This is a genomic window from Undibacterium sp. Ren11W, assembly GCF_049340485.1.
Taxonomy (GTDB): Bacteria; Pseudomonadota; Gammaproteobacteria; order Burkholderiales; family Burkholderiaceae_D; genus Undibacterium.
The window spans coordinates 1-21,921 of record NZ_JBMPPB010000014.1; the positions used below are offsets into that span (position 1 = coordinate 1).

Consider the following 21,921-nt stretch of genomic DNA (forward strand, 5'->3'; position numbering starts at 1 on the left):
TCCCGAACAGGACCGTGAAACGACTCCGCGCCAATGATAGTGCTGCAACCAGTGTGAAAGTAGGTCATCGTCAGGCTTTTATTAGAAAACCCCTCAACAGTTTCCTGTTGAGGGGTTTTTGCTTTGCTCGATCATTGTGAAAAAACAACTGATTCTTCCGTTGCTTAGATATCAAATGTTTTTAGTGATGTTGAAAATTTTCTTCAATGGTATTTATGACTAAACAACTCTTTTATCAGTTTCTGCGCTTTGCTGCTGTCGGCTTGTCTGGCACGGCTGTTCAATATATGTGTGTTGCCATTGCAATGGCCTCCTCCGGAAAAACAGCTGCTGTTTTTGGCTCGGCCATCGGCTACCTGTTAGGTTCGGTCGTGAACTACATTCTGAATTATTTTTTAACGTTTGATAGTGACAAGTCACATATGGAAGCTGCTTCTAAGTACTTTGCTGTGCTTGGAGTCGGTTGGTGGCTGAGCTTGGGTTTGATGAGCTTGTTCGTGCTTCATTTGGATTGGAATCCATGGCTGTCTCAATTGATTACGACGGGCATAGGATTATGTTGGAACTTCGCGGGAAGTAAGTTTTGGGCATTTAAGGGTGCGTCGACAAAGCATTCAAGATAACACTTTATTTAGTCATTATATTTGGCCATTCGGGTTCAAAGGACAATAGGTACTTCAAATAATAAAAATCTTGCGTATACTCTAGACAGAATCGATCAGATGCCCTATAATCTTTCTTCTGTAGTCGTGGTGACAAACGATGAATGTTTATCTGAACTAAGCGAAAATATTGGGTGCTTAGCTCAGTTGGTAGAGCGGCGCCCTTACAAGGCGTAGGTCGGGAGTTCGAGCCTCTCAGCACCCACCATCAGATAAATATTGTAATTCAAGCTTTAGTAGTTTCGGAGCGGTAGTTCAGCTGGTTAGAATACCGGCCTGTCACGCCGGGGGTCGCGGGTTCGAGTCCCGTCCGCTCCGCCAGTAATACGTTTCATGCAGTACCATGAAGTCCCAAAAACCGCATACCTCACCATGAGAGATGCGGTTTTTTTGTTTCAGGACGTGCCAAGGGGTTTCTTGACAGCCCAGTTTTTTGACGGTAGCTTTGACGGTATACATTTATACCGCCAAAACGTATACCGTCACCATGCCAAAATTAGCCATTCCCCTTACTGATATACAAGTCAGAACAGCGAAACCCAAAGATAAAGCCCATAAGCTGGCAGACGGGGGCGGCATGTATCTGCTGGTCAACACAGACGGCACCAAATACTGGCGCTTAGACTATCGCTTGAACGACAAGCGCAATACCTTAGCCTTTGGCAAATACCCAGAAACTACGCTGACACAGGCCAGAGATCAACGCAAGGCAACGCGAGAACTATTGGAAGCAGGAACCTTCGACAGCATTGAGATCGTTACAGAAAATACCGAATATCTATGACGGTATATCTGATTTTTCAAATCATAGATCGTTTATTCATGAGACTTTCAAGGCGTTATTCGAAATCCGTCCGCCTAATATGTTTCTTGCAGTGCCATGAAACAAAAAAACTGCATTGCTTAATATGAACGATGCGGTTTTTTCGTTACGAAAATTGTTAAGCTATTTTGTAGAGGCTCTATTTTTTGAACACGAAAAATAATTCTTAAAGATTCACTCGAGAACAATACTTAAACTGGCTGGATCGCTTATTGTTCGCACATTAAAAAGACGAGCAATCTGCTCGTCTTTTTAATGTGCGAATTTTAATATCCGAAACGGGTGGGGAAAAACAATCGTTTCTGATTGTCTATGGTCGAATTTAAGCCGCTTGAGCTTTATCCAGTTCACCACCCAGCGCGAATACCAAATCATCCAACATGCTTGCAAGTTCTGCTGCCATAAGTACAAAATCGCTGTCGAAGCGCTCATCTTCATTGCTGGTACGGCTCTCCTTATCTTCACTTAGGATATCCAAAGGCTTAATGCGTTTTAAGGCCAAAGATTCGGTGAGAATAAATGAGATTCTGTCGTTCCAGGTCACTGCCAATTTCGTGCATTGCTTACCTGCAGCTATATGACGCTGCACATCATCGGCGTCTATTGAGTGGTTCACGTAGCGCACAGTTGCCTTGTCTTCGGTATGAGCACGCAACTCGGTATCTTGATCGATGGTGAACCCTTTTGGCGCCTCGTTACCAACTAGCCAGTCTGTCATTGCAGTCTGAGGCGACAATTTAACGCGTAAGCTTTCTAGCGGAAGCTTATCGCATTTCAATATGAGCTTGATGACTTCATCAGCTTTGGTCGGACTGGATGTGTCGATTACTAGCCAGCCGTGAACCGGGTCTATCCAAACCCAGGTGCTACGTTTTATGCCGAAGGCGCGAGGTAACAATTCCTCGGTCACCCTTTCCTTTAAATCCTTCATTGCTTTGCGACCTGGGGCGAAACCTTGCTGTTCTTCCAACTCAGCCGCTCTCGCCTTCGCCACTTGATTAACCACTGTGGACGGTAGCAACTTTTTTTCTGTGGACAGCAACAGAAGTATTTGTTGATTAACGCTATGAACCAGAGATCCATTGTCTCTCGGTGAGGCCCAACCTTCGCTTTGCATCTCGTTCGATGGGCATTGAGAAAAGGCTTGTGATGCCAATTGGGTAGCTAATTGCTCGATGTCTACTTTCCAAGGCGCAGGTAGACGAAAAATCTGTAAATTCTTAAACCACATGGCAAATCCAAAGAGGGGAAACAATCCATTTTACACGCTCAGCTTAGGAATAGGCTCGGACCGTCCACGATATTCGGACTTCGTAAATACTAAGTATCGTAGGCGGCGGAGCTAAAGCTCACCGGCATAAGTGAGATTTTTCACTGAGACTGTTGCTGTGACGGACAAGCCAGCATGCTAGACAGTATAATGTGCGCTGTCATTCACCTCACATTTGCTCTTAGGCAAACGAAATAGACCCGCCATGCTAGCCCAACAAAAACAAGAAATACTGGAACTTCTGCAACAAGCCATTCGTCCATTGTTGGAGGGAAGTGAGCTGACTCCGAATATTTTGTTAGAGCGGCCACGTGATTCTTCGCATGGCGATATCGCCTGTAACATCGCAATGCAGATCGCAAAATCACTTAAAAAAAATCCGCGTGAACTCGCGCAGATGATCGTCGATACGCTCTTAGCGCAAAATAGCGCTTTGATCGCAGCAGTAGAAATTGCGGGACCAGGCTTTATTAATATCCGGCTTAATCTGTCAGCAAAACAATCGATAGTGAGCCGTGTTCTGCAACAAAAAGCGCAGTTTGGACGCGGCATTATTGGTCTTGGAAAAAAAGTGATAGTGGAGTTTGTCTCGGCTAATCCAACCGGCCCATTGCATGTGGGACATGGGCGCCAAGGGGCCTTAGGCGACGCATTGGCTGCTTTACTAGAAGCGCAAAGTTATGAAGTTACACGTGAATTTTATTACAACGACGCGGGCGTGCAGATCGGTAATTTAGCAACATCGGTACAAGCGAGGGCAAAGGGCTTCAAGCCCGGTGATGCCGCATGGCCAGAGACTGCTTATAATGGTGATTATATTGCTGAAATAGCTCAGGATTTTCTGGCTAAGAAAACCGTTTCAGCTAGCGATGGTGCTCCGGTTACGGCTAGCGGTGATGTAGCTGATTTAGACTCTTTACGTCACTTTAGTGTGACCTATTTACGTCGTGAACAAGATATAGATTTGATGGCTTTCGGTGTAAAGTTCGATAATTATTATTTGGAATCTTCCTTATATCTTGATGGAAAGGTTGAGTCCGCAGTGGATGCACTAAAAGCTGCCGGTAAAACCTATGAACTAGATGGCGCTTTGTGGTTACGCACTACCGAATACGGTGATGATAAAGACCGTGTGATGAAAAAATCCGACGGAAGCTATACCTACTTCGTACCTGATGTTGCCTATCATATTGTGAAGTGGCAGCGTGGTTATACTCAAGCGATCAATGTGCAAGGGAGTGATCACCATGGCACCATAGCTCGCGTACGGGCAGGCTTGCAAGCCGTAGATGCGGGGATTCCTCTAGGCTATCCGGACTATGTGTTGCATAAAATGGTCACTGTCATGAAAGACGGCGCTGAAGTTAAAATTTCCAAGCGCGCAGGCTCTTATGTAACCGTTCGCGACTTAATTGATTGGTCCGGTAATGGTGATGTCGAAAAGGGACGTGATGCAGTGCGCTTTTTCCTCATTTCTCGCAAGGCAGATACTGAATTTGTATTTGATGTCGACGTCGCGTTAGCGCGTTCAGACGAAAACCCGGTTTACTATGTGCAGTATGCACACGCTAGGATCTGTTCGGTTTTGGCGCAATATAGCGATGATGACGCTATTCTTGCCAACTTGGTGTCGGTAGATCTTTCGCCATTGACGGCTCCCCGTGAGGCATTATTGCTGGCAAAATTGGCAGAATATCCTGAGGCTCTGCAAAGAGCATTAGAAGAACTCGGGCCGCATCAGGTTGCCTTTTATCTTCGCGATTTGGCGGGGGAATTACATAGTTATTACAATGCAGAACGCGTGCTGGTGGATGATATTCCAACCAAGATGGCAAGGCTTGCACTCATGCTGGCAACTCGGCAAGTGTTGCGAAATGGATTGGCATTAATCGGTGTATCAGCACCAAATAAAATGTAATAAATTCTTTAAACGGAGACGCATGAAACTTCATCGAAAATATTTGGCACGCCAAGATGGCGGTACACTCATGGGCTTGATTCTAGGATTAGTTATCGGCCTCGGGATCGCGGTGGCGGTGGCTTTACTGATCACCAAAACGTCTATGCCATTCACGAATAAGAATATCAAGACAGATAAGGCCGATGTACCAGCAACACAAATGCAGGATCCAAATAAGCCCTTATACGGAAGTAAGGACGCGGTGAAAGAAGCAGCCAAAGAAGTGGCCAAAGCGATCGATAGTAGTAAGCCGTCTGAAACTGCAACAAAAGTGGCCGAGGTAAAAGCCGAGACCAAACTGACGTCTAATTCAGCGGAAAAAATTAGCGAGAAACCTCAAGAGAGACCTGAAGCCAAAACCTCAGATTCAGCCTCGAAAACTGATGCTGCGGACGATAAATATGTATATTTTTTACAGGCAGGTGCATTTAGGGAGTTGACTGATGCGGAGAGCGCGCGGGCGAAATTGGCGCTACTAGGATTTGAGGCAAAGATCAGTGAAAAAGCCTCAGACAACGGGACCCTTTATCGTGTCAGGATAGGACCGTTTGGCCAGCTCGAAATAATGAACCGTATGCGTAGTAAATTGTCTGAAAATAGTGTGGATGTTGCCGTAGTTCGTACAGCGAAGTAATTACTCAATCAATAACAAGGAAATATGATGCGTTTAATTCGACAAATGTTGATATTGCTGGGCTTGGGGTTTATGGCAGTAAGTGCTACTGCCGCAGTAGGTAATCCCGAAAATGGTAAAGAATATAAACTATTAGAGCGGCCTCAGTCAGTTGAAAGCGGGAAAAAAATTGAAGTCGTCGAGTTTTTTGGATACTTTTGTCCACATTGCAACGCGCTAGAGCCGTTACTTGCTGAATGGGTAAAAAAACAGGGTGACAACATCGTTTTTAAACGTGTGCATGTCAATTTTCACGGACTGACCAGTCAACAAAAACTCTACTACTCCCTGGAAGCCATGGGGAAAATTGATGAGTTTCATGTCAAAGTATTTAATGCCTATCACGTTGATCGTAACCGTTTACAAACTGACGCAGATGTCATGGAGTTTGTGACGAAATCAGGCATCGATAAACAAAAATTTCTCGATGTTTATAATTCTTTTGCAATACAAAGCAAAGTCAGCCGCGCCGCACAATTAATGACGGCTTTTCAAATAGACTCAGTTCCTATGATAGCCGTAGACGGGAGATATATTACGGCTCCTGCCATGGCGGCTGTGACAATGGGTCGAGTTACCGAACAAGTACAAAATCAGGCAGTATTTCCGGTATTAGATTGGTTACTTGCTAAGGTTCAAAAAGAAAAATCCCCAACTGCTGTAGTGACGGATTCTGCTAAAGCGGTAGTCAAGAAAAAATAAGTATTTTCACATTGAGAAGAAAATCCGCCGGATTAGGCGGATTTTTTTTGGAAGCAGACTTGATAAAGGTGCTTGAATGATACTACTGTACCGAAAAGTTTCAATAGGTACCTGGTCGTAAAAATTTGCATTAATATTATGGGTATGTAAAAAATGACAACCGTATTCATCACAGGCGCATCGTCTGGTATTGGGGCGGCACTGGCCGCGGCATACGCAAAACAGGGCGCTAAACTTGGCTTAGTAGCGCGCCGTAGCGATCTACTGACACAATTGCGCTTAAGTCTAGATAATCCGGAGCTGCATAGCGTGTATGCCTTGGATGTGACTGATCATGTGGCCTTGTCTGCCGCCGCCGCCAATTTTATAGACTTACATGGCGTGGTCAATATTGTGATTGCAAATGCCGGTATTTCTGTCGGAACGTTGACGGAATACACTGAGGATCTCGCGGTTTTTGAACGCGTTATACAAACGAACCTTGTGGCAACCGTGGCGAGCTTTGGCCCATTTATTGAAAATATGAAGCAGCACGCCAGCACGCAATCTTGTCGTTTGGTCGGGATCGCAAGTGTCGCCGGAATTCGTGGCTTGCCCGGTGCTGAAGCGTATAGTGCATCGAAGGCTGCGGTCATCAGTTATTGTGAGTCCTTGCGTGTAGGGCTTGCCGCAAGTGGCATTCGCGTAGTAACAATAATTCCTGGATATATTGATACACCGATGACCAGGGTGAATACGTATGCGATGCCATTTTTGATGCCGGTTGAAAAGTTTTCTGCTGGTGCGATCAAAGCCATTGCAGCGGGAAAATCATACCAAGTGATCCCTTGGCAAATGGCAGGTGTCGCCAAATTATTACGCATATTGCCAAATTGGCTCTATGACTATATTTTTCTAAACGCCCCACAAAAATCTAGAACGAAAATCTAATGGAACGCATAGATGCAATCGGTCAAAGACACCAAGCGATCTTATTGGGATCAGACGCCCATCGTATCGTTAGTCTGGTTCCTTCGCTCACTGAACTACTGTGTGATCTCGGCCTAGCCCAATACTTGGTGGGACGTACGGGTTTTTGTATTCATCCGAAAAATCTGGTTAGCAAAATTCCTAAAATTGGTGGTACCAAAGATGTTGATATAGAAAAAATTCGACAACTAGCGCCTACCCATTTATTGGTCAATATAGATGAGAACCAGAAACCTGCTGTGGATGTGCTGAGTACATTTATTCCGCACGTAATTGTTACTCATCCGCTTACTGTAAGAGACAATCTATCCCTTTATCGTCTACTAGGGGAGATTTTTCAGGTGCAACGACAAGCTGAAAAATTGTGCGTTGACTTTGAACTGGCTTATGCCGAACTTAGGTCGATTAAGCCTAGCCAGAGGATGTTGTATTGCATATGGAAAGATCCCTGGATGAGCGTAGCATCCGATACGTATATTTCCAATATGCTCAGTTTAATTGGATGGGAAACCTGGTGTTCGCCTGGTTCGCAAAATCGATATCCGATATTTGAATGGAGTACAGACTTACTATCGCAAATCGATGGTGTTTTACTCTCTACTGAACCATATCGCTTTACTGAAAAACACCGCGACGAACTGCAGCAGCAGCTTTCAAAACCGGTGCGACTGATTGATGGAGAAATGCTCTCTTGGTATGGAAGCCGGGCAATCGCCGGTTTGAAATACCTGCAGACTCTAAAAATTTAAGTACGAAAACGTTTTTATTTAAGCTCATTTTTTACTTCTACATACACATGTAACGATATTTTGTAACAAGTTGATGATCGAATAAAATTTGATTGCGGTCGATAGATGGATGGCTTCTCTCTTGTGAATTCTCAATTAGCTAAATTTTTAACGGTGTAGTCCTCCGTTTTCTCTCTGTCTAACACCCTCGGCTACTCGTAAAAGAGACAGCTGCCTTGACTTTGAAGTCTAGCCACATGGATACTCAAATGTATGTTCATGCATGACTCCTAAATAGACGCTCAGACGCCAGACTAGTGTATGCAAGCAAAAATTTATTAGAAGTATGCAATGACGAATCGCGCCTGTCTTGAGTTTCGGAGGGCATAGACTTAGACCAAATTTTAGGATTTTTCTATGATGACAATAAGAAAAGCTGTTCTGCTCGCCTTGTACGGTGCCGGTACTGTGACTGCGCTTGCGCCCTTCAGTGCCTTTGCACAAAATACATCTGCTGCTGAAAATGGCCTTGAGTCAACGGCACAAGCTGCAACTGTGACTGTGGTGGGCTCACGCCGGGCTAACTCATCTTCTACCAATACACCTTTGCCAGTTGATTTCATCTCATTGTCTAAGGTCGCAGAGCAAGGAGGGCAGTTCGATTTGGCACAAACTTTACAGTATCTATCACCCTCGTTTAACTCCACTCGTCAAACCGGCGCGGATGGCGCTGATTTAATTGATTCGGCTGCTTTACGTGGTCTTGGTTCCGATCAGACTTTAGTGTTGGTAAACGGCAAGCGCCGACATACGACTGCACTGGTTAACTTATTTGGTGCTCGCAATCGGGGTAATACTGGTACCGATCTGAACGCGATACCTATGATGGCGATTAGTAATGTACAGATTTTGCGCGATGGTGCCGCCGCCCAGTATGGTTCAGATGCGATTGCCGGGGTTATGGATATAGGATTGAAAAAGAGTCTGGGATGTGAGGCGGTGTTAGGTTATAGCCAGTATTCAGTGGGCGACGGACAGAGCTATTTACCTTCTGCCTATTGCGGAGTAGAGATAGGCAATAAAGGTGTACTTGGGATCACCGTAGAATACAACGATAGGGGACGTTCCAATCGAGCAGAACCAGGCGATCTGCGGACTATAGGTGACACGAAAGTACAAGGGAGCACAGTCTATTTGAATGGCGAATTGCCAAATGGAGAAGGAAATAAATTTTATTTCACCCTTGGCGCGCAACACAGAAAAGCATCCTCCGCAGCTTGGGGGAGGAATGGAACAGACGATATTCCTAGTCGCAACTCTGCTGCCATGTACCCAAATGGTTTCGTACCCTATATTAATGGCGACATCAATGATGTGTACGGCACCGCAGGTTATCGTTGGCAACTGGGCGAGTGGACTGCCGATTTGTCACAGACCTATGGTTACAATGAGTTGATGTACAACATTAGCAATACTCTTAATGCCTCAATTGCCAACAAAGATTTATTGGCGGGCGGAAAGGGGATCAGCCCTAGCTCCTTTGATGCTGGTGGATTTTCTTTTTCTCAGGCGACGACTAATCTTGATTTTAGTCGGTTTTATAGCGGTTTCATGAATGGCGTCAATTTCGCATTCGGCGGTGAGTACAGACGTGAGAATTATAAAATTTCTGCAGGTGAAGCAAATTCGTATATTGATGCTGACGGGGTAGGGTTTGGCGGAAATGCAGGTAGTCAAGGATTCCCTGGGTTTCAACAAGCTGACAGGACGAACCAAAGCCGTAACAGTATTGCGGCTTATGTTGATGTAGAAACGGATGTCAGCAAACAATTTAAGGTACAAACCGCGCTACGTGCTGAGCACTATAGTGACTTTGGCTCTACCCTTACAGGTAAATTGGCTGCCAGTTATCAGCTCACTGAGGGGATGATGTTCCGCGGATCTTTAAGCACGGGTTTCCGCGCCCCCTCTTTGCAGCAAGTGTATTTTTCATCGACATTTACTGACTTTATTGGTGGCGTACCTACCGATGTCGTATTAGCGCCGAATGGCGGAACGGTCGCAAACGCTGCTGGTATTCCCAAATTAAAAGAAGAAAAATCTAAAAACTATAGTTTCGGAATTACGCTTAAGCCTAGCAATACATTCGCGATTACCGCAGACCTATATCGTATTGATATCTCAGATCGCATCGTTTTGTCGGGACGTTTTGATTCGGATAACTATCCGGCATTAGGAGCAACTTTAGGCGCACTGGGGGTGGGGCAGGCACAGTTCTTTGTCAACTCTATCAATACTAAAACCCAGGGTTTAGATTTGACGGCATCGCATAAAACCAATTTAGGCGCGGGTAAGCTTTCTACTTATCTAGGCTTGAACTACAGTAAAACTGAAGTAACTGATGTTAAGGCACCGCCTTCGCTGTTAGGCTTTGAAGATGTCCTATTGTCTGAACGTGAACGTCTATTTATTGAACAAGGTGGGCCACGCTTGAAGGCCACCTTAGGTTTTGATTATAGTCAGGGTTCTTGGGCCGGTGATTTCAAGATTATCCATTTTGGTGAACAAACTTTGGGGACCTTTTCTGGTACTGCAGCGGGTGTTCCAAACGCATATTATGCGCCAAAAACTTCGGCTGACACCAGTTTGACCTATGCTTTCAACGAGCGCACCAAGTTGACTTTGGGCGTGAATAATATTTTCAACGTTAAGCCTAGTGAGCAAAATCCGAATGAAACCGACAATGGTTTTAAATACGATAGCGTTCAATTTGGTTTAAATGGTACAGCCTACTTCGCACGACTCTGGATGAAATTTTAAGTACTAATATGATCGCGTAATGTAAAACAGGGACGACGATAGTGGTCCCTGTTTTACATTTTAAACGCCAGATTAGGAATTCAACAGTTGAGAAATAACTTTTTCCAAGGCGCTTTTTTGCATAGGCTTTTCTATCGTTCCCAGGAAATTCTGGCGCGATAATTGAGCAACCAGAGATGCGGTATACAATACTTTCGCACCTTGTCCGGACATTAATACAACGCCGCCTTGGTAGTTACGTTCACCCAGTGCGCGCATAAACTCAAAGCCATCGATGTCTGGCATTTGTATATCGCAGATTAATAGATCTGGTTTTTTTTGTGTTTTATCAAAAATATCCAGACCGCTTTTTCCACCACTTGCTGAAATTATTTGACTAATGCCTAGCTCACTCAATAGCTCACTGACGAATTCAATTTGAAATTCATCGTCGTCGATGATCATTACTTTTAAAGCTATATTTTGGTGTTGAGCGGTGGCATTCATTGTATGTCTTTCTCTCTATTTATATGCTGCTATTGGTCTCAAGTGCGGGTTTGCTCTGCTCACTTTCCCAAAGGATTTTCCAGTTGATAAACTCCTGGGCTGGCATGGGTTTGGCAACAAAATAACCTTGTATCTCATCGCATCCGGATTCGACAATTAAATCCCAGTCTTGTTTTGTTTCTACGCCTTCCGCGACTAAATTCAAATTGAAAATTTTTCCTAGCTGAATATTTGAATCGAGAATTGCACGGGTAGCTTCATCCTGCGAAGCCCCATTGACAAAGGCTCGATCGATTTTTAATTCAGTAAACGGTAGTTGTTTGAGATTTTCCATGGTCGAAAATCCTGTACCAAAATCATCTATCGATAGCTTAAACCCCTTCAGACGCAAGCGGGTCAGAATTTCTAAGCTGACCGTTAGATTCTCCATTAATCGGCTCTCAGTTAATTCCAGAGTAATCTGGGCCGGCTGTACGCCAGCGCGCTTGACTATCTGTTCAAATTCTTCTGGTAGATCCAATTGGTTTAAATCGTCCATAGAAACGTTAATCGCCAATTTGATTTGATGTCCCGCGCTCAGCCATTTACCCAGTTGCAGGGCACTTTTTTCCAATACCTGGCGGGTCAGAATATTGATCATCTGATGGGCCTCTAAAACAGGTACAAAACAGGCCGGCCCCAAAACACCGCGCTCTGGATGGCGCCAGCGCGCCAGACACTCTGCACCAACAACGTGCCTGTCAATTACCGACACTTTTGGTTGGAAAAAAATCTCAACAGCGCCATTTTCCAATCCTAGACTAAGCTCTGATACGGATAGCGCTGCGAGCTTTTGTTGCGGTTGAAAATTCGGTTTAGATGGATGCTGACGTGTTAGTGCGGTGAGTAAGGTTTCTCTATGTAGAGGTTTAGTGAGCGCCGCAAGTAGGTGCAGGCCATGGGCTTTAGCCAGGCTTTCTGCTGCCTTCATGACGCTACGATCAACCCCGCTCAAAAGTATTACGGCGCCGGAAAAACCTTGTTCCGCTACTTGACGCAAGAAGGAGATACCATCCATCCCCGGCATGTTCAGGTCACACAAGAGTAGATCTGGATTATAGGTGCGCGCTAACGCTAAAGCCTGGTAGCCATCGACACAGCTAGCAATTCTTGTGACCCCCAGGCTACGTAGCAAGCTGCTGGAGATCTCCATTTGTAGAGAATCATCTTCTAATATCATCACATGCAGATGTTGCAAATGAGGGTGGAGCGTAACAATGGGCTTATGCTCTTGGATCAATTGTGGCTTGATCGTTTCGCTGAGCGCTGACATAGTATCTGACGCCAAATATTTATCTACGCGATCCGTAATTTTTATTAATAAAGGATGAAGCTCACTAACGATCTGTTTGGCCTGCGCTAAATCTCCACTGTCTTTCAAATGCTCGAGGTGTTCGCAAAGATCGGCAAAACTATCAGCCCCAACCGTACGCGCGCTGGACTTTAATCGATGACCCAAGGCGGATAGCTCATTGAGATCGTTAGTGTTACAGGCGTCATCGAGTTCTCGCATTCCTTTTTGCGCGGATTCGACAAATTTTTTGGCAAATTTAGCTATTTTTTCAGGCGCATTATTGAAAAATTTAGCCAGTACAGAAAAATCTATACTGGTGTTTTCGTGCCTTATGACCTGCACCTTTAGGTCGGATTCTGGCTCCACAATTGGCAACATCCCAGGGCTTATATCTGCCGAGAGCCAGCGCGTTAAGGTGTTATAAAATAACTCTGGGGCAAACGGTTTAGAAATGAAGTCATTCATACCGGCTGCTAAACAATGCAAACGGTCCTCGTGCATCGCATTTGCTGTAATGGCGATGATAGGTAATTCGGCTAGACCAGGCATATTGCGCAGCAGACGACTAGCTTCTAAGCCGCCCATTACTGGCATCTGTATATCCATCAAGATGCAATCGACTTTTTCGCGCTGCAACAGGTCTATCGCTTGCTGACCATTTTCCGCGAGCAACACGGTAAAATGCACAGCTTCTAGCAATTCGCTCGCAATTTGTTGATTGAACAGATTGTCTTCCACCACCAGAATACGCAAGCCTCCGCGGGATTCCGCTAAGTGGCGTAGTCGACTGCTGGAGGTTTGTGCATCCAAGGTGTCAGATATCTGCGGCAGCGCACCACTGGCCTGGTCTAGGTGTGCGGTGAACCAAAATGTGCTGCCTTGGCCCAGTACGCTCGAGACGCCTACCTCGCCGCCCATCAAATTGGTTAATTGCTTGCTGATGGCAAGCCCGAGGCCGGTACCACCATATTTTCGTGTGGTTGAGCTATCGGCTTGCTGAAAAGACTTGAATAGAACTTCTTGTTGTTCCTTGCTCATGCCGATGCCAGTATCTTCCACTTCAAATCTCAGCATACAGCCATTCGGAGTGGTATTTAGTCTATGTACGGAAATATTGATTTCACCGCGTTCAGTGAATTTGATGGCATTGTTGGTGTAGTTAATCAGAATCTGGCTTAAGCGATGTGGGTCGCCGCGCAGTTGGGGGGGAATCTGTGTATCGATATTGACATGTAGTTTTAAATTGCGTGCTGCTATTTTGCTATCCATCATGTTGACGATATTTTTGAGCAATTGAGGAAGTGAAAAATCAATCGCTTCCAAACTCATTTTTCCTGCTTCAATTTTTGAAAAATCCAAAATATCGTCGACGATGTGGAGTAAATGTTGACCGGATAAATGAATTTTTTGCAGGTAATCACGCTGCTTGGGCTCCTTAGCAGCGGCCAGGGCCAGGTAGGTCATGCCTAATACCCCGTTCATCGGGGTACGGATTTCATGACTCATGTTGGCGATGAAATTGCTTTTTGCTTGATTGGCAGCTTCTGCCTGTTGTTGCGCTGAGACTAATTCTACCGTGCGGCTAACTACCAATTCTTCCAGATGATGTCTATGTTGATCGAGTTCTTCGCCTAGCCGTTTTTTGATCGTAATATCTTCTTGCACCGACACATAATGGGTAATACTGCCGTCTGGTTGGCGCAAAGGTGTGACGATGGCATAGACGATCAGGTCGTTGCCGTTTTTATTTGCGTTATAGAGTTCGCCCTTCCAGGTGGTTCCTGACTTGATGGCCTCGGCCATGGCGGTCAACCGCGCAGGCGGGGTTTTGTCAGACACCAGTATGCGCGGATTTTTTCCTATGATTTCGTCGCGTGTGTAACCGGTGGTTTGCACGAAAGCTTCATTCACATACTCGATGCTACCATCCACATCGGAAATGATAATACTCTCAGGACTTTGCTCTACTGCTAGTGATAGTTTGTTTAACTGCGCTTCACGTTCGCGCAATGCCAGCTCGGCTAATTTTCTTTCGGTAATGTCATGTGCGATCGAGACCATCGCCGGTTCGCCATCGAAGATAATATATGTACCCTGGGCTTCGACGTCGATTACGGTGCCATCTAATTTTTGATATTTGAGCTCCATCATGGGGACGTGACCACCGTGCGCCGTGGCCGCATCAACGCGGGTTTGAACCATCTCGTGATAATCCGGATGTACCAGATCGAGTATCGATTTTCCTATCAAATCCTGTGGTGACCTGGCGCCGAACATTTGTAGTGCGGCGGGATTGGCATAAAGTAGTTTTCCATCGCGATGGACACGTATCGATTCTGGCATCCATTCGACCATGGCACGATAACGACTTTCGCTTTCACGCAAAGCCGCTTCGGTTTGTTTTCGTTCTGTAATATCTTGAATAATTCCCGTGACTTTGATTACTTTTTCATTGCTATCCCGGCTGGTTTTACCGGGCATGGCCCAGATATTTCTGACCTCACCACCGGGTAAAACTATCCTATATTCGAAAGGCACTAAACTAGATGCCATAAAGTCAGTGCGGGTAGTTCTGATGACGCTTTCCAGGTCATCCGGATGTACTCTTAGTCCTATCATCTTGATGAGGTCTTTACTGTCGACCCTAACAGGACACTGCCAAATACGTGCCATTTCGTCTGACAAATGCACCTGATTGCTTTGTAAATCCCAAGACCAGTGCCCTACGTGAGAGACAAATTCTGCTTCTCTTAAATCTAGATCTTTTTGGCGCATGGCAGCACTGATTTGTTTGCGCTCGGTGATGTCGCGTATCACTACATGGATAGCTTCTAGTCCATCAAAAATGATCTGTGCCCCTTGTACTTCCACATCGATTACCGTGCCATCAAGTTTTAAATGCTTAACTTCGGCCAAAGGAATAAAAGGGGTTTTGCCCAACATATTTTGTGTCCGGGAATCTAGTGAACCCCGAAAGTCAGGATGCACGCGAGCCAGCACAGTTTGCCCCACTAATTCTTGCGCAGATTGTGCGCCATAGAGCTTAATTGCAGCAGGGTTGACATACAGTACGATACCGTTTCTATGCACTGCGATCGCATCGGGCGACCATTCAATCATATTGCGGTAGCGTTGCTCACTTTCACGCAATGCGGTATCACTGATTTTTTGCGCGCTAATGTCACGGGTCACGCCTAGATGCATCGTGACTTGCCCTTGCGCATCCTTGAGGGGGACCGCATGCGTTTCTAACCAACGGCGAGTGCCGCGTAGTCCGCACACCTCAAATTGCAAGGTCTCGTGATTACCTCGCATGACGCTTTGATGCAAGGCGCTAAAGGCAGCGCGATATTCGGGCAGGATAAAACCGTTGACGCTATGTCCTTGTACTTCGTCTAGTGATGCAGCTTCCAGCATGGTCAGCCCGGCCGCATTCATTTCGAGTATTTTCCCCTCCGCATCGACCACCTTGACGCATTCTGGTTCGGCATCAAAAATAGTCCGGAAACGCAATTCACTCGCTAGCAGTTTGGCTTCGGTTTTGTGCTTATACAGCGCCATCTCCAAAGCGGCGCGTAACTCTTGATCCGAAAAAGGTTTGATGATGTAGCCGAAGGCCTCGACGTGCAGGGCGCGTTCCAGGGTTTCATTGGCGTCGCTGGCGGTGAGGAAAATCACAGGGATAGAATATTGGCTATAGATCGCCTCAGCAGCCTCAATGCCGTCCATGCTGCCCGCTAACTGTATGTCCATCAATACCAGGTCGGGACGCAACTCAGCTGCGAGGGTAATTGCGGTATCGCCACGAGTCGTATGGCCGGCACACTGGTAGCCTAATAATTCGAGCTTAAGCTGTATGTAAAGCGCGACTAATTCGTCATCTTCAACGACTAGTATTCGGGATTTTTTCTTGGGCATGCGCATGGACTAGCCCTCTGCTCAAAAGAAGGTAATTTCTGTCTCTTTACCAGCGTTCTGCTGTGCCGCATCACCGGGTGCGTGATATTCGTCTTGCATGGTGTAGGTCGATTGCAAACTTTCTACCCATTCTTCACTGCTTGGCAATTGTTCTTGATCGATATGGGCGACGCTCACTTGCAGTTTGTTGATGTCGGTACTGACTACATCGAGAATTTGGCTGATGCGGTCTTGAAACTGCAGGCTTACCAAAAGGTTTTCTACATCATTGCGAATGATCTTGCCGTAATGACGCATTTGCTCCGCCGAGTCGCCCATGCTTTCTACATGTGCTAGCACATCGCGTACTACCGCGCCTGACACCTCCAGCACTTTGCGATCTTGTATGGTGGCGCGGTCTGCCGCATTCAGGGCCTGCTTCATGATGACGGAAATTTGCACCACCCGTTCGCCTATGCGTTTGCCAGTGTCGGCCGATAGAAAGGAGAGTTTTCTGACTTCATCGGCAACCACCGCAAAACCCCTTCCTTGAGGCCCGACTCTGGCCGCTTCGATCGCTGCGTTGAGTGCCACCAGATTGGTCTGAGCAGCGATTTGCCCGACTTCGTGTGCCATGCTTTGCATCTCAGAGGTAGCTGCGGCCAACTCACGTATGCTGGTGAGTAATTCGTCCTTGCTGGCGATCATCTTTGCTAGCGAATCGATCACCGGAGTCAGTTCTTTTTTGCATAATTGCAAAAGCGTGATAGTTGCATCTGAAGCATCGGTATTGCCGACAGCGCCAAAACCGGCTAAGTCGAATTGATTGATCATAGAAGAAAAACTACCGATCAGTTGGCCCACGGCGCTTTCGGACTGTTGTTTGACGGTGCCTACATGTGTGTTCCAAAGCGGCAAAATACAGCTTAACAGATGCGCCACCTCATACACCAAAGCCGCGCTAGCCCTTAAATTGTCGTCTTGCTGCTCTAACTTGGCCTGGGATTGTCGGCTGGAGTATAACTGCCAGCTTAGATAAGTGGTGGCAAACACGATGGCCACGCAAGCGCAGAGTAGCGGAACAGAAAATTGCTGGACTAGCAGGACGACAGTAACGATGAGCACGCCTGCCGAGGCGAACAAGAGATCAGCATTTTTGCGGGACAGTATAGAAGGCATGTTTCTTGATCCTCATTGCTATGCTGTGTGAAATTTCGGAAATTCACTGCGCTTGCTCAGCAAGATATTAACTTGCAATCTTTTCTTTCGGTAAGATAGTTTTAATTTATCGAAGTACTCTATTGTAGTCAATTTTTAAATGTTATTTGCATAAAATGCATTGAATTTTTTATATTTTTTACGTGGATTTGTGCAGTTTTTTGGATCGCCAACTTTGATGCGCAAACGGTGGCTGAAAAAGAGATAGGAGATTTGATTGCGCAGTAAGCCGCTGAACTGGCCGCTGGCAGCAAGAGGGGAATCGCAACCTCAGTCTGAGACGGACACTGCCTCGCCAAATTAAGCTACCGCCCTTAGCGGGTCGCGCGCTTCATTTTGGCGTATCGCGCATTGTGCGAGCAAGTCCTTGCTTTTGGCAGAAAATGCTTCGATTACCTGAGGGGTTTTAAAATATTCCGCCAGCATCAATTTATTTAGAATGTCGCGACTTTGCAGATCGGCTTCTAGCTTACGATCCTCCGCGCTCATGGCTGGGCGTGGTGCGTCTGTGGCTGCCGCTAAGGGCAGGCCTTGCAGATAAGCTAGCAATTGCGGGATTTGTGCGGCGAAGGCAGGGCGGCTGAAATAGGCGTCGATAGCAGTAAGATCGGCGCGCGACAGGCGTTGTTGTAATGCCACTTGTATCATTTCCGAAAAACTATCTTTGGGCAAGGATTCGACGCAACTCAGGCTCTGTTTCGACTGCGCACCAAGCGCGCGCGAACTCAAAATGGAATGTTGAAATGCTGCCAGCAATGGTTGCGCCAAAGTCTGTGCGGCGGCGCCGGCAAAGTTCCTATCATTGGCCGCTTGAGTCGGTAAATATGAAAATAATAGTAATCCCAGGCAGGACACTAGCAGGCGTTTCGGGGTGAATTTTGTAGGGCGGGACATGAGGCACCTCAGCATGGCAAATATGAGTTCAGTGCCAAGTGATTGGCGCGACTAAGTGTCGCGCAGATGTCCATTAATAATAAAAATATAAGTAAAAAGTACTAAGATTTGCACCTTTTGGTGGCGTCTGGCTAGGCTTTTGCCAGCGATTGGTCAGCGATTGGTGAGCGAAACGCCGCCTATCACCAGCAAACCGCCGATCACCATCGAGGCCAAAATTGGCTCGCCCAGAAACACGGCGCTAAAAGTGATACCAAATACCGGCACCAGATTATTGAACACGGCGGTGCGGGCCGGGCCGATTTTTTTCACGCCCTCGTAATACCAGACAAAGCCGATCACGGTGCCAAACACACCGAGATAGGCGATGGCTGCCAGTACTGGCAAAGTCAGATGACTGCGGTCGAGTTGCGGTAATTGAAACAAGGCACCGCAACCGAGTAATAGCAAGCCCCACAGCGAGGCGTAAGTGGTGGCGGCAATCGGCGACAAGCCCTTCAATGCATGGCGGCCGATGATGGTGTAGGCGGCCCAGGCGCAGACTGCGGTCAGCATAAACAATTCGCCGCTACCGAGTGAGGCCGAGATATCGTGCGCGGCACTCATCAATTCGCCACGGGTGATAACGATGGCGGCGCCGACAAAGGCAATCGCGATTCCCAGCCACTTTTTAAAACCCAGGCGCTCGCCAAACAGCGCGGCTAAAGCCAGCGCGGTGACGATGGGATTGAGCGCCACAAACAGCGCGCTGCGGCCCGCCGGCATGCGTTCTAGCGCCGCAAAAAAACAGATGTTGTAGAGGAAAATTCCGGTCGCACCGAGGCTGAAGGTGGCATGGATCTGCTGCCGGTTTAGCTTGGGCAAGCCGCCTTCCATACGCCATGCCAGCAATAACAACAGGATGCAGGCCACCAGAAAACGCCCGGCAGCAGCGATCATATGCGGCAACTGGGTCGCCACCACGTGGCCAGCGATAAAGGTGCCACCCCAGAAGATGGCGACGCAGATTAGTTTCAGGTAAGTCAGGTAAGCAGTTTTTTGCACGATGAGTGTCGCAGAGCGGCTAGAAAATATTTCAATAAATATGAGGTAATAGGGGGAGTATAGGGTCTGCAGCTTGAATTACGCACGTAGATATTGCGCAAAAAAGAAGGTAAACCCGATACTACCTACTAGTATGTTATGACTTGATTGACTGGACGACAAAGCGCAGCACGCCATCCGGGTCTTGTTGGCGCCGTAAGACGCCGTCAAACCATAGCTTGTGCAGATGTGCCAGCGCTTCGCCCAAGGCAAACGTTAGTTGATGCGCGTCTAGCGGACGGGTGAACATGATGGGCACGATTTCGGTGGCAGAGCGCGGCGTGGCGCAAGCGGCGACTACTTCGGCCAGCCGGTCGCGGTGATGTTCATTCAGTTGGCGTATGCGGGTATGGATACCGATGAAGGGTTTGCCATGCGAAGGCAGGATCAATACATCGTCCGGCAAGCCTGCATATTTTTGCAGCGAATCGAGATACTGCTGGACCGGATTGGCTTCCGGCTCGACCGCAAACACCGAGACATTGGTAGAGATGCGCGGCAACAGCATGTCGCCCGAGATCAAGAGATTGAGTTCTGCGCAATACAGCGAGGCGTGCTCAGGCGAATGGCCAAAGCCAGTGATGATGCGCCAGCTTTGCGCGCCTATCGCCAGCTCTTGTCCATCCTGCAAGCGACGGTAAGCAGTCGGCATGGCAGGGACTAACTTGGTGTAATAGCTTTTGCGTTCGGCGATTTTTTCCTGCATTTCGGGCGACACTAGACCGTGTTTTTTAAAATGCGGATACATGGCCGAACCATCCACACCCGGCAGACTGGCCGACATCATGCGGGCAAACGCGTATTCGCCGGTGGTCATCCAGAGTGGCGCATTCCAGCGCGAACAGAGCCAGTCAGCCAAACCGACGTGATCCGGATGGCAGTGGGTGGCAATCACCCGCACGATAGGCAGGTCGCGTAAGCCAGTGGCGCTGCTATTGTCGCCGAACAGGATTTCCCAGGCGTCGCGGCTGTCATCGCTGGCAATCCCGCAATCGATCGCGGTCCAGCCATGCACGATACCCTCATCGGTAAGGTAATGATCTTCGATCAGCCACAGATTGATGTGATTGAGGGCAAACGGCAAGCCCATTCTTATCCATAAAACACCGGGCGCCACTTGCAGGGCTTTGCCAGCTTCCGGCAGCGTCTCGCCTAGCGGATAGTTGAGTTGCATTTCTAGCGTGTTCATAAAGTCTCACTTGTTCTTTTTTGCGGCTGTTGTGGGATTCTGCAATCAGAATGTCCTACAATGCGTTTAATTGTTATTTGACGTTAACGTAAACTGCGGTTTATCTGCGATTGTAATCAGAAAATCGATATTCAGTATTTTGATGTTAAATATTTTTGCTGCATTTTTGATCTCTCCTTAATTTTATGGCCACATTTACCATTACCGAACTCGCCCGAGAATTTGACATCACGCCGCGCGCGATTCGATTTTATGAAGATCAAGGGCTGATTAGTCCTAGTCGTGAGGGCCCTAGCGGGCGCAATCGGGTCTACACCGCGCGCGAACGTACTCATCTGAAACTTACTCTACGCGGCAAGCGCCTTGGTCTGAGTCTGGCCGACATCAAGAGCCTGGTGGATATGTACGACTCTCCCAAGGACACTGCACCGCAGCTACAGAGTTTCCTGCAAGTACTGGCAAGACATAGGGCGGCGCTGGAATTGCAGCGCGAAGACATAGAAATCATGCTCGCTGAAATCAGTGCGCATGAAGAAGAGAGTCAGCGTCTATTGAGCTTGGCGACGCCGGACGAGGCTGGAACCGTAGTCAAATAGTGCCTATTTTTATAATTGACGTTTACGTTAACGTCAATTAGAGGTATTATTTTTGCTGACGTGAAAATTCGCCTGGTTTTTTGGACGATCAATTTTCTGATAGTGACGGAGTATTCATGAGCAATGAAAGCGCGACGCTCGATTACAAACTGGCGCTGGTGCTGCTGGAAAGCTTCAACGCACAAGGCGTGATGCAGGCCTGGAATGCCAGACTCACCAGTATGACGCCTGGTGCCTGCGAAATCAGCCTGCCCATGAGCGCTGCAGTGACCCAACAACATGGCTATTTCCATGGCGGTGTGATTGGTACTTTGGCCGATGCCGCCGGTGGTTATGCCGCGAATACGCAACTGATGCCGGTGAGTGAGTGCTTATCTGCGGAATTTAAAATTAACTTTGTCGCACCCGCCATTGGTGACACCCTGATCGCACGCGGCAAGGTGCTGAAGGCGGGTAAGACCCTGGTGGTGACGAGTGCCGAAGTGTTTTCGGTGCATCAGGGTAAAGAGAAATTGTGTGCAATTATGCAACAAACTTTATTTGTGATTCCCAAGGGATCAACTAAAGTAAGTGACGGCACTTAAGTCACAAAAAACAAATTAAGAAATTTAACTCTGC

Annotated in this window: 17 protein-coding genes and 2 tRNA genes; 12 read left to right on the top strand and 7 right to left on the bottom strand. The window is 47.1% G+C overall.

Features of this window, described 5'->3' with window-relative positions; all coding sequences use genetic code 11:
• The first annotated feature begins 215 nt into the window (after nucleotides 1–215).
• The 4 genes from ACO0K8_RS21355 to ACO0K8_RS21370 all read left to right on the top strand — a co-directional run bounded on the left by ACO0K8_RS21355 (nucleotide 216) and on the right by ACO0K8_RS21370 (nucleotide 1,446).
• Nucleotides 216–623: a GtrA family protein gene (locus ACO0K8_RS21355; RefSeq protein WP_422948678.1), complete on the top strand. Its 408-nt coding sequence runs from the start codon at nucleotides 216–218 to the stop codon at nucleotides 621–623.
• Nucleotides 624–794: 171 nt separating this feature from the next.
• Nucleotides 795–870 (top strand) — tRNA-Val (locus tag ACO0K8_RS21360).
• Between the two features lie 36 nt (nucleotides 871–906).
• Nucleotides 907–983, top strand: a tRNA-Asp gene (locus ACO0K8_RS21365).
• Nucleotides 984–1,107: 124 nt separating this feature from the next.
• Nucleotides 1,108–1,446 carry an Arm DNA-binding domain-containing protein gene (locus ACO0K8_RS21370; RefSeq protein WP_422948679.1) on the top strand — a complete coding sequence of 113 codons (339 nt, stop codon included), beginning with the start codon at nucleotides 1,108–1,110 and terminating at the stop codon, nucleotides 1,444–1,446.
• A 361-nt stretch (nucleotides 1,447–1,807) separates the two neighbouring features.
• Here the strand turns inward: ACO0K8_RS21370 and ACO0K8_RS21375 are convergent, their stop codons facing one another.
• Nucleotides 1,808–2,716, bottom strand: a complete 909-nt coding sequence (locus tag ACO0K8_RS21375; protein ID WP_422948680.1) for a recombination-associated protein RdgC — start codon at nucleotides 2,714–2,716, stop codon at nucleotides 1,808–1,810.
• 244 nt (nucleotides 2,717–2,960) lie between these two features.
• Here ACO0K8_RS21375 and argS point away from each other — a divergent pair, with 244 nt between their 5' ends.
• The 6 genes from argS (at nucleotide 2,961) to ACO0K8_RS21405 (ending at nucleotide 10,607) form a co-directional block, all read left to right on the top strand.
• A complete protein-coding gene (gene argS / locus ACO0K8_RS21380; protein WP_422948681.1) occupies nucleotides 2,961–4,673 on the top strand; it encodes an arginine--tRNA ligase in 1,713 nt (570 codons plus the stop codon).
• Nucleotides 4,674–4,695: 22 nt separating this feature from the next.
• Complete coding sequence (locus ACO0K8_RS21385) at nucleotides 4,696–5,349, top strand: SPOR domain-containing protein (protein ID WP_422948682.1); 654 nt, start codon at nucleotides 4,696–4,698, stop codon at nucleotides 5,347–5,349.
• A 27-nt stretch (nucleotides 5,350–5,376) separates the two neighbouring features.
• Complete coding sequence (locus ACO0K8_RS21390) at nucleotides 5,377–6,090, top strand: thiol:disulfide interchange protein DsbA/DsbL (protein ID WP_422948683.1); 714 nt, start codon at nucleotides 5,377–5,379, stop codon at nucleotides 6,088–6,090.
• A gap of 153 nt (nucleotides 6,091–6,243) precedes the next feature.
• Nucleotides 6,244–7,020 (top strand): SDR family oxidoreductase, encoded by a 777-nt coding sequence (locus ACO0K8_RS21395; protein ID WP_422948684.1) that lies wholly within the window; start codon nucleotides 6,244–6,246, stop codon nucleotides 7,018–7,020.
• Nucleotides 7,020–7,808: a helical backbone metal receptor gene (locus tag ACO0K8_RS21400; RefSeq protein WP_422948685.1), complete on the top strand. Its 789-nt coding sequence runs from the start codon at nucleotides 7,020–7,022 to the stop codon at nucleotides 7,806–7,808. The genes ACO0K8_RS21395 and ACO0K8_RS21400 overlap by 1 nt, the downstream gene beginning before the upstream one ends.
• A gap of 396 nt (nucleotides 7,809–8,204) precedes the next feature.
• Complete coding sequence (locus ACO0K8_RS21405; RefSeq protein WP_422948686.1) at nucleotides 8,205–10,607, top strand: TonB-dependent receptor plug domain-containing protein; 2,403 nt, start codon at nucleotides 8,205–8,207, stop codon at nucleotides 10,605–10,607.
• Between the two features lie 72 nt (nucleotides 10,608–10,679).
• Here the strand turns inward: ACO0K8_RS21405 and ACO0K8_RS21410 are convergent, their stop codons facing one another.
• From ACO0K8_RS21410 to ACO0K8_RS21435, 6 genes are all read right to left on the bottom strand, one after another.
• Nucleotides 10,680–11,093, bottom strand: coding sequence for a response regulator (locus tag ACO0K8_RS21410; RefSeq protein ID WP_422948687.1), 414 nt, complete (start codon nucleotides 11,091–11,093; stop codon nucleotides 10,680–10,682).
• A 19-nt stretch (nucleotides 11,094–11,112) separates the two neighbouring features.
• Complete coding sequence (locus tag ACO0K8_RS21415; protein ID WP_422948688.1) at nucleotides 11,113–16,350, bottom strand: PAS domain S-box protein; 5,238 nt, start codon at nucleotides 16,348–16,350, stop codon at nucleotides 11,113–11,115.
• A gap of 15 nt (nucleotides 16,351–16,365) precedes the next feature.
• Nucleotides 16,366–17,502, bottom strand: a complete 1,137-nt coding sequence (locus ACO0K8_RS21420; protein ID WP_422948689.1) for a methyl-accepting chemotaxis protein — start codon at nucleotides 17,500–17,502, stop codon at nucleotides 16,366–16,368.
• A 339-nt stretch (nucleotides 17,503–17,841) separates the two neighbouring features.
• Nucleotides 17,842–18,435, bottom strand: a complete 594-nt coding sequence (locus tag ACO0K8_RS21425; RefSeq protein WP_422948690.1) for a hypothetical protein — start codon at nucleotides 18,433–18,435, stop codon at nucleotides 17,842–17,844.
• A 153-nt stretch (nucleotides 18,436–18,588) separates the two neighbouring features.
• On the bottom strand, nucleotides 18,589–19,479 hold the full coding sequence (locus tag ACO0K8_RS21430; RefSeq protein ID WP_422948691.1) for a DMT family transporter: 891 nt from the start codon (nucleotides 19,477–19,479) through the stop codon (nucleotides 18,589–18,591).
• A gap of 136 nt (nucleotides 19,480–19,615) precedes the next feature.
• Nucleotides 19,616–20,707, bottom strand: coding sequence for an MBL fold metallo-hydrolase (locus ACO0K8_RS21435; RefSeq protein ID WP_422948692.1), 1,092 nt, complete (start codon nucleotides 20,705–20,707; stop codon nucleotides 19,616–19,618).
• Between the two features lie 185 nt (nucleotides 20,708–20,892).
• Here ACO0K8_RS21435 and ACO0K8_RS21440 point away from each other — a divergent pair, with 185 nt between their 5' ends.
• Both ACO0K8_RS21440 and ACO0K8_RS21445 read left to right on the top strand, forming a co-directional pair.
• On the top strand, nucleotides 20,893–21,303 hold the full coding sequence (locus tag ACO0K8_RS21440; RefSeq protein WP_422948693.1) for a MerR family transcriptional regulator: 411 nt from the start codon (nucleotides 20,893–20,895) through the stop codon (nucleotides 21,301–21,303).
• Nucleotides 21,304–21,419: 116 nt separating this feature from the next.
• Complete coding sequence (locus ACO0K8_RS21445) at nucleotides 21,420–21,887, top strand: PaaI family thioesterase (RefSeq protein ID WP_422948694.1); 468 nt, start codon at nucleotides 21,420–21,422, stop codon at nucleotides 21,885–21,887.
• Nucleotides 21,888–21,921: the final 34 nt, after the last annotated feature.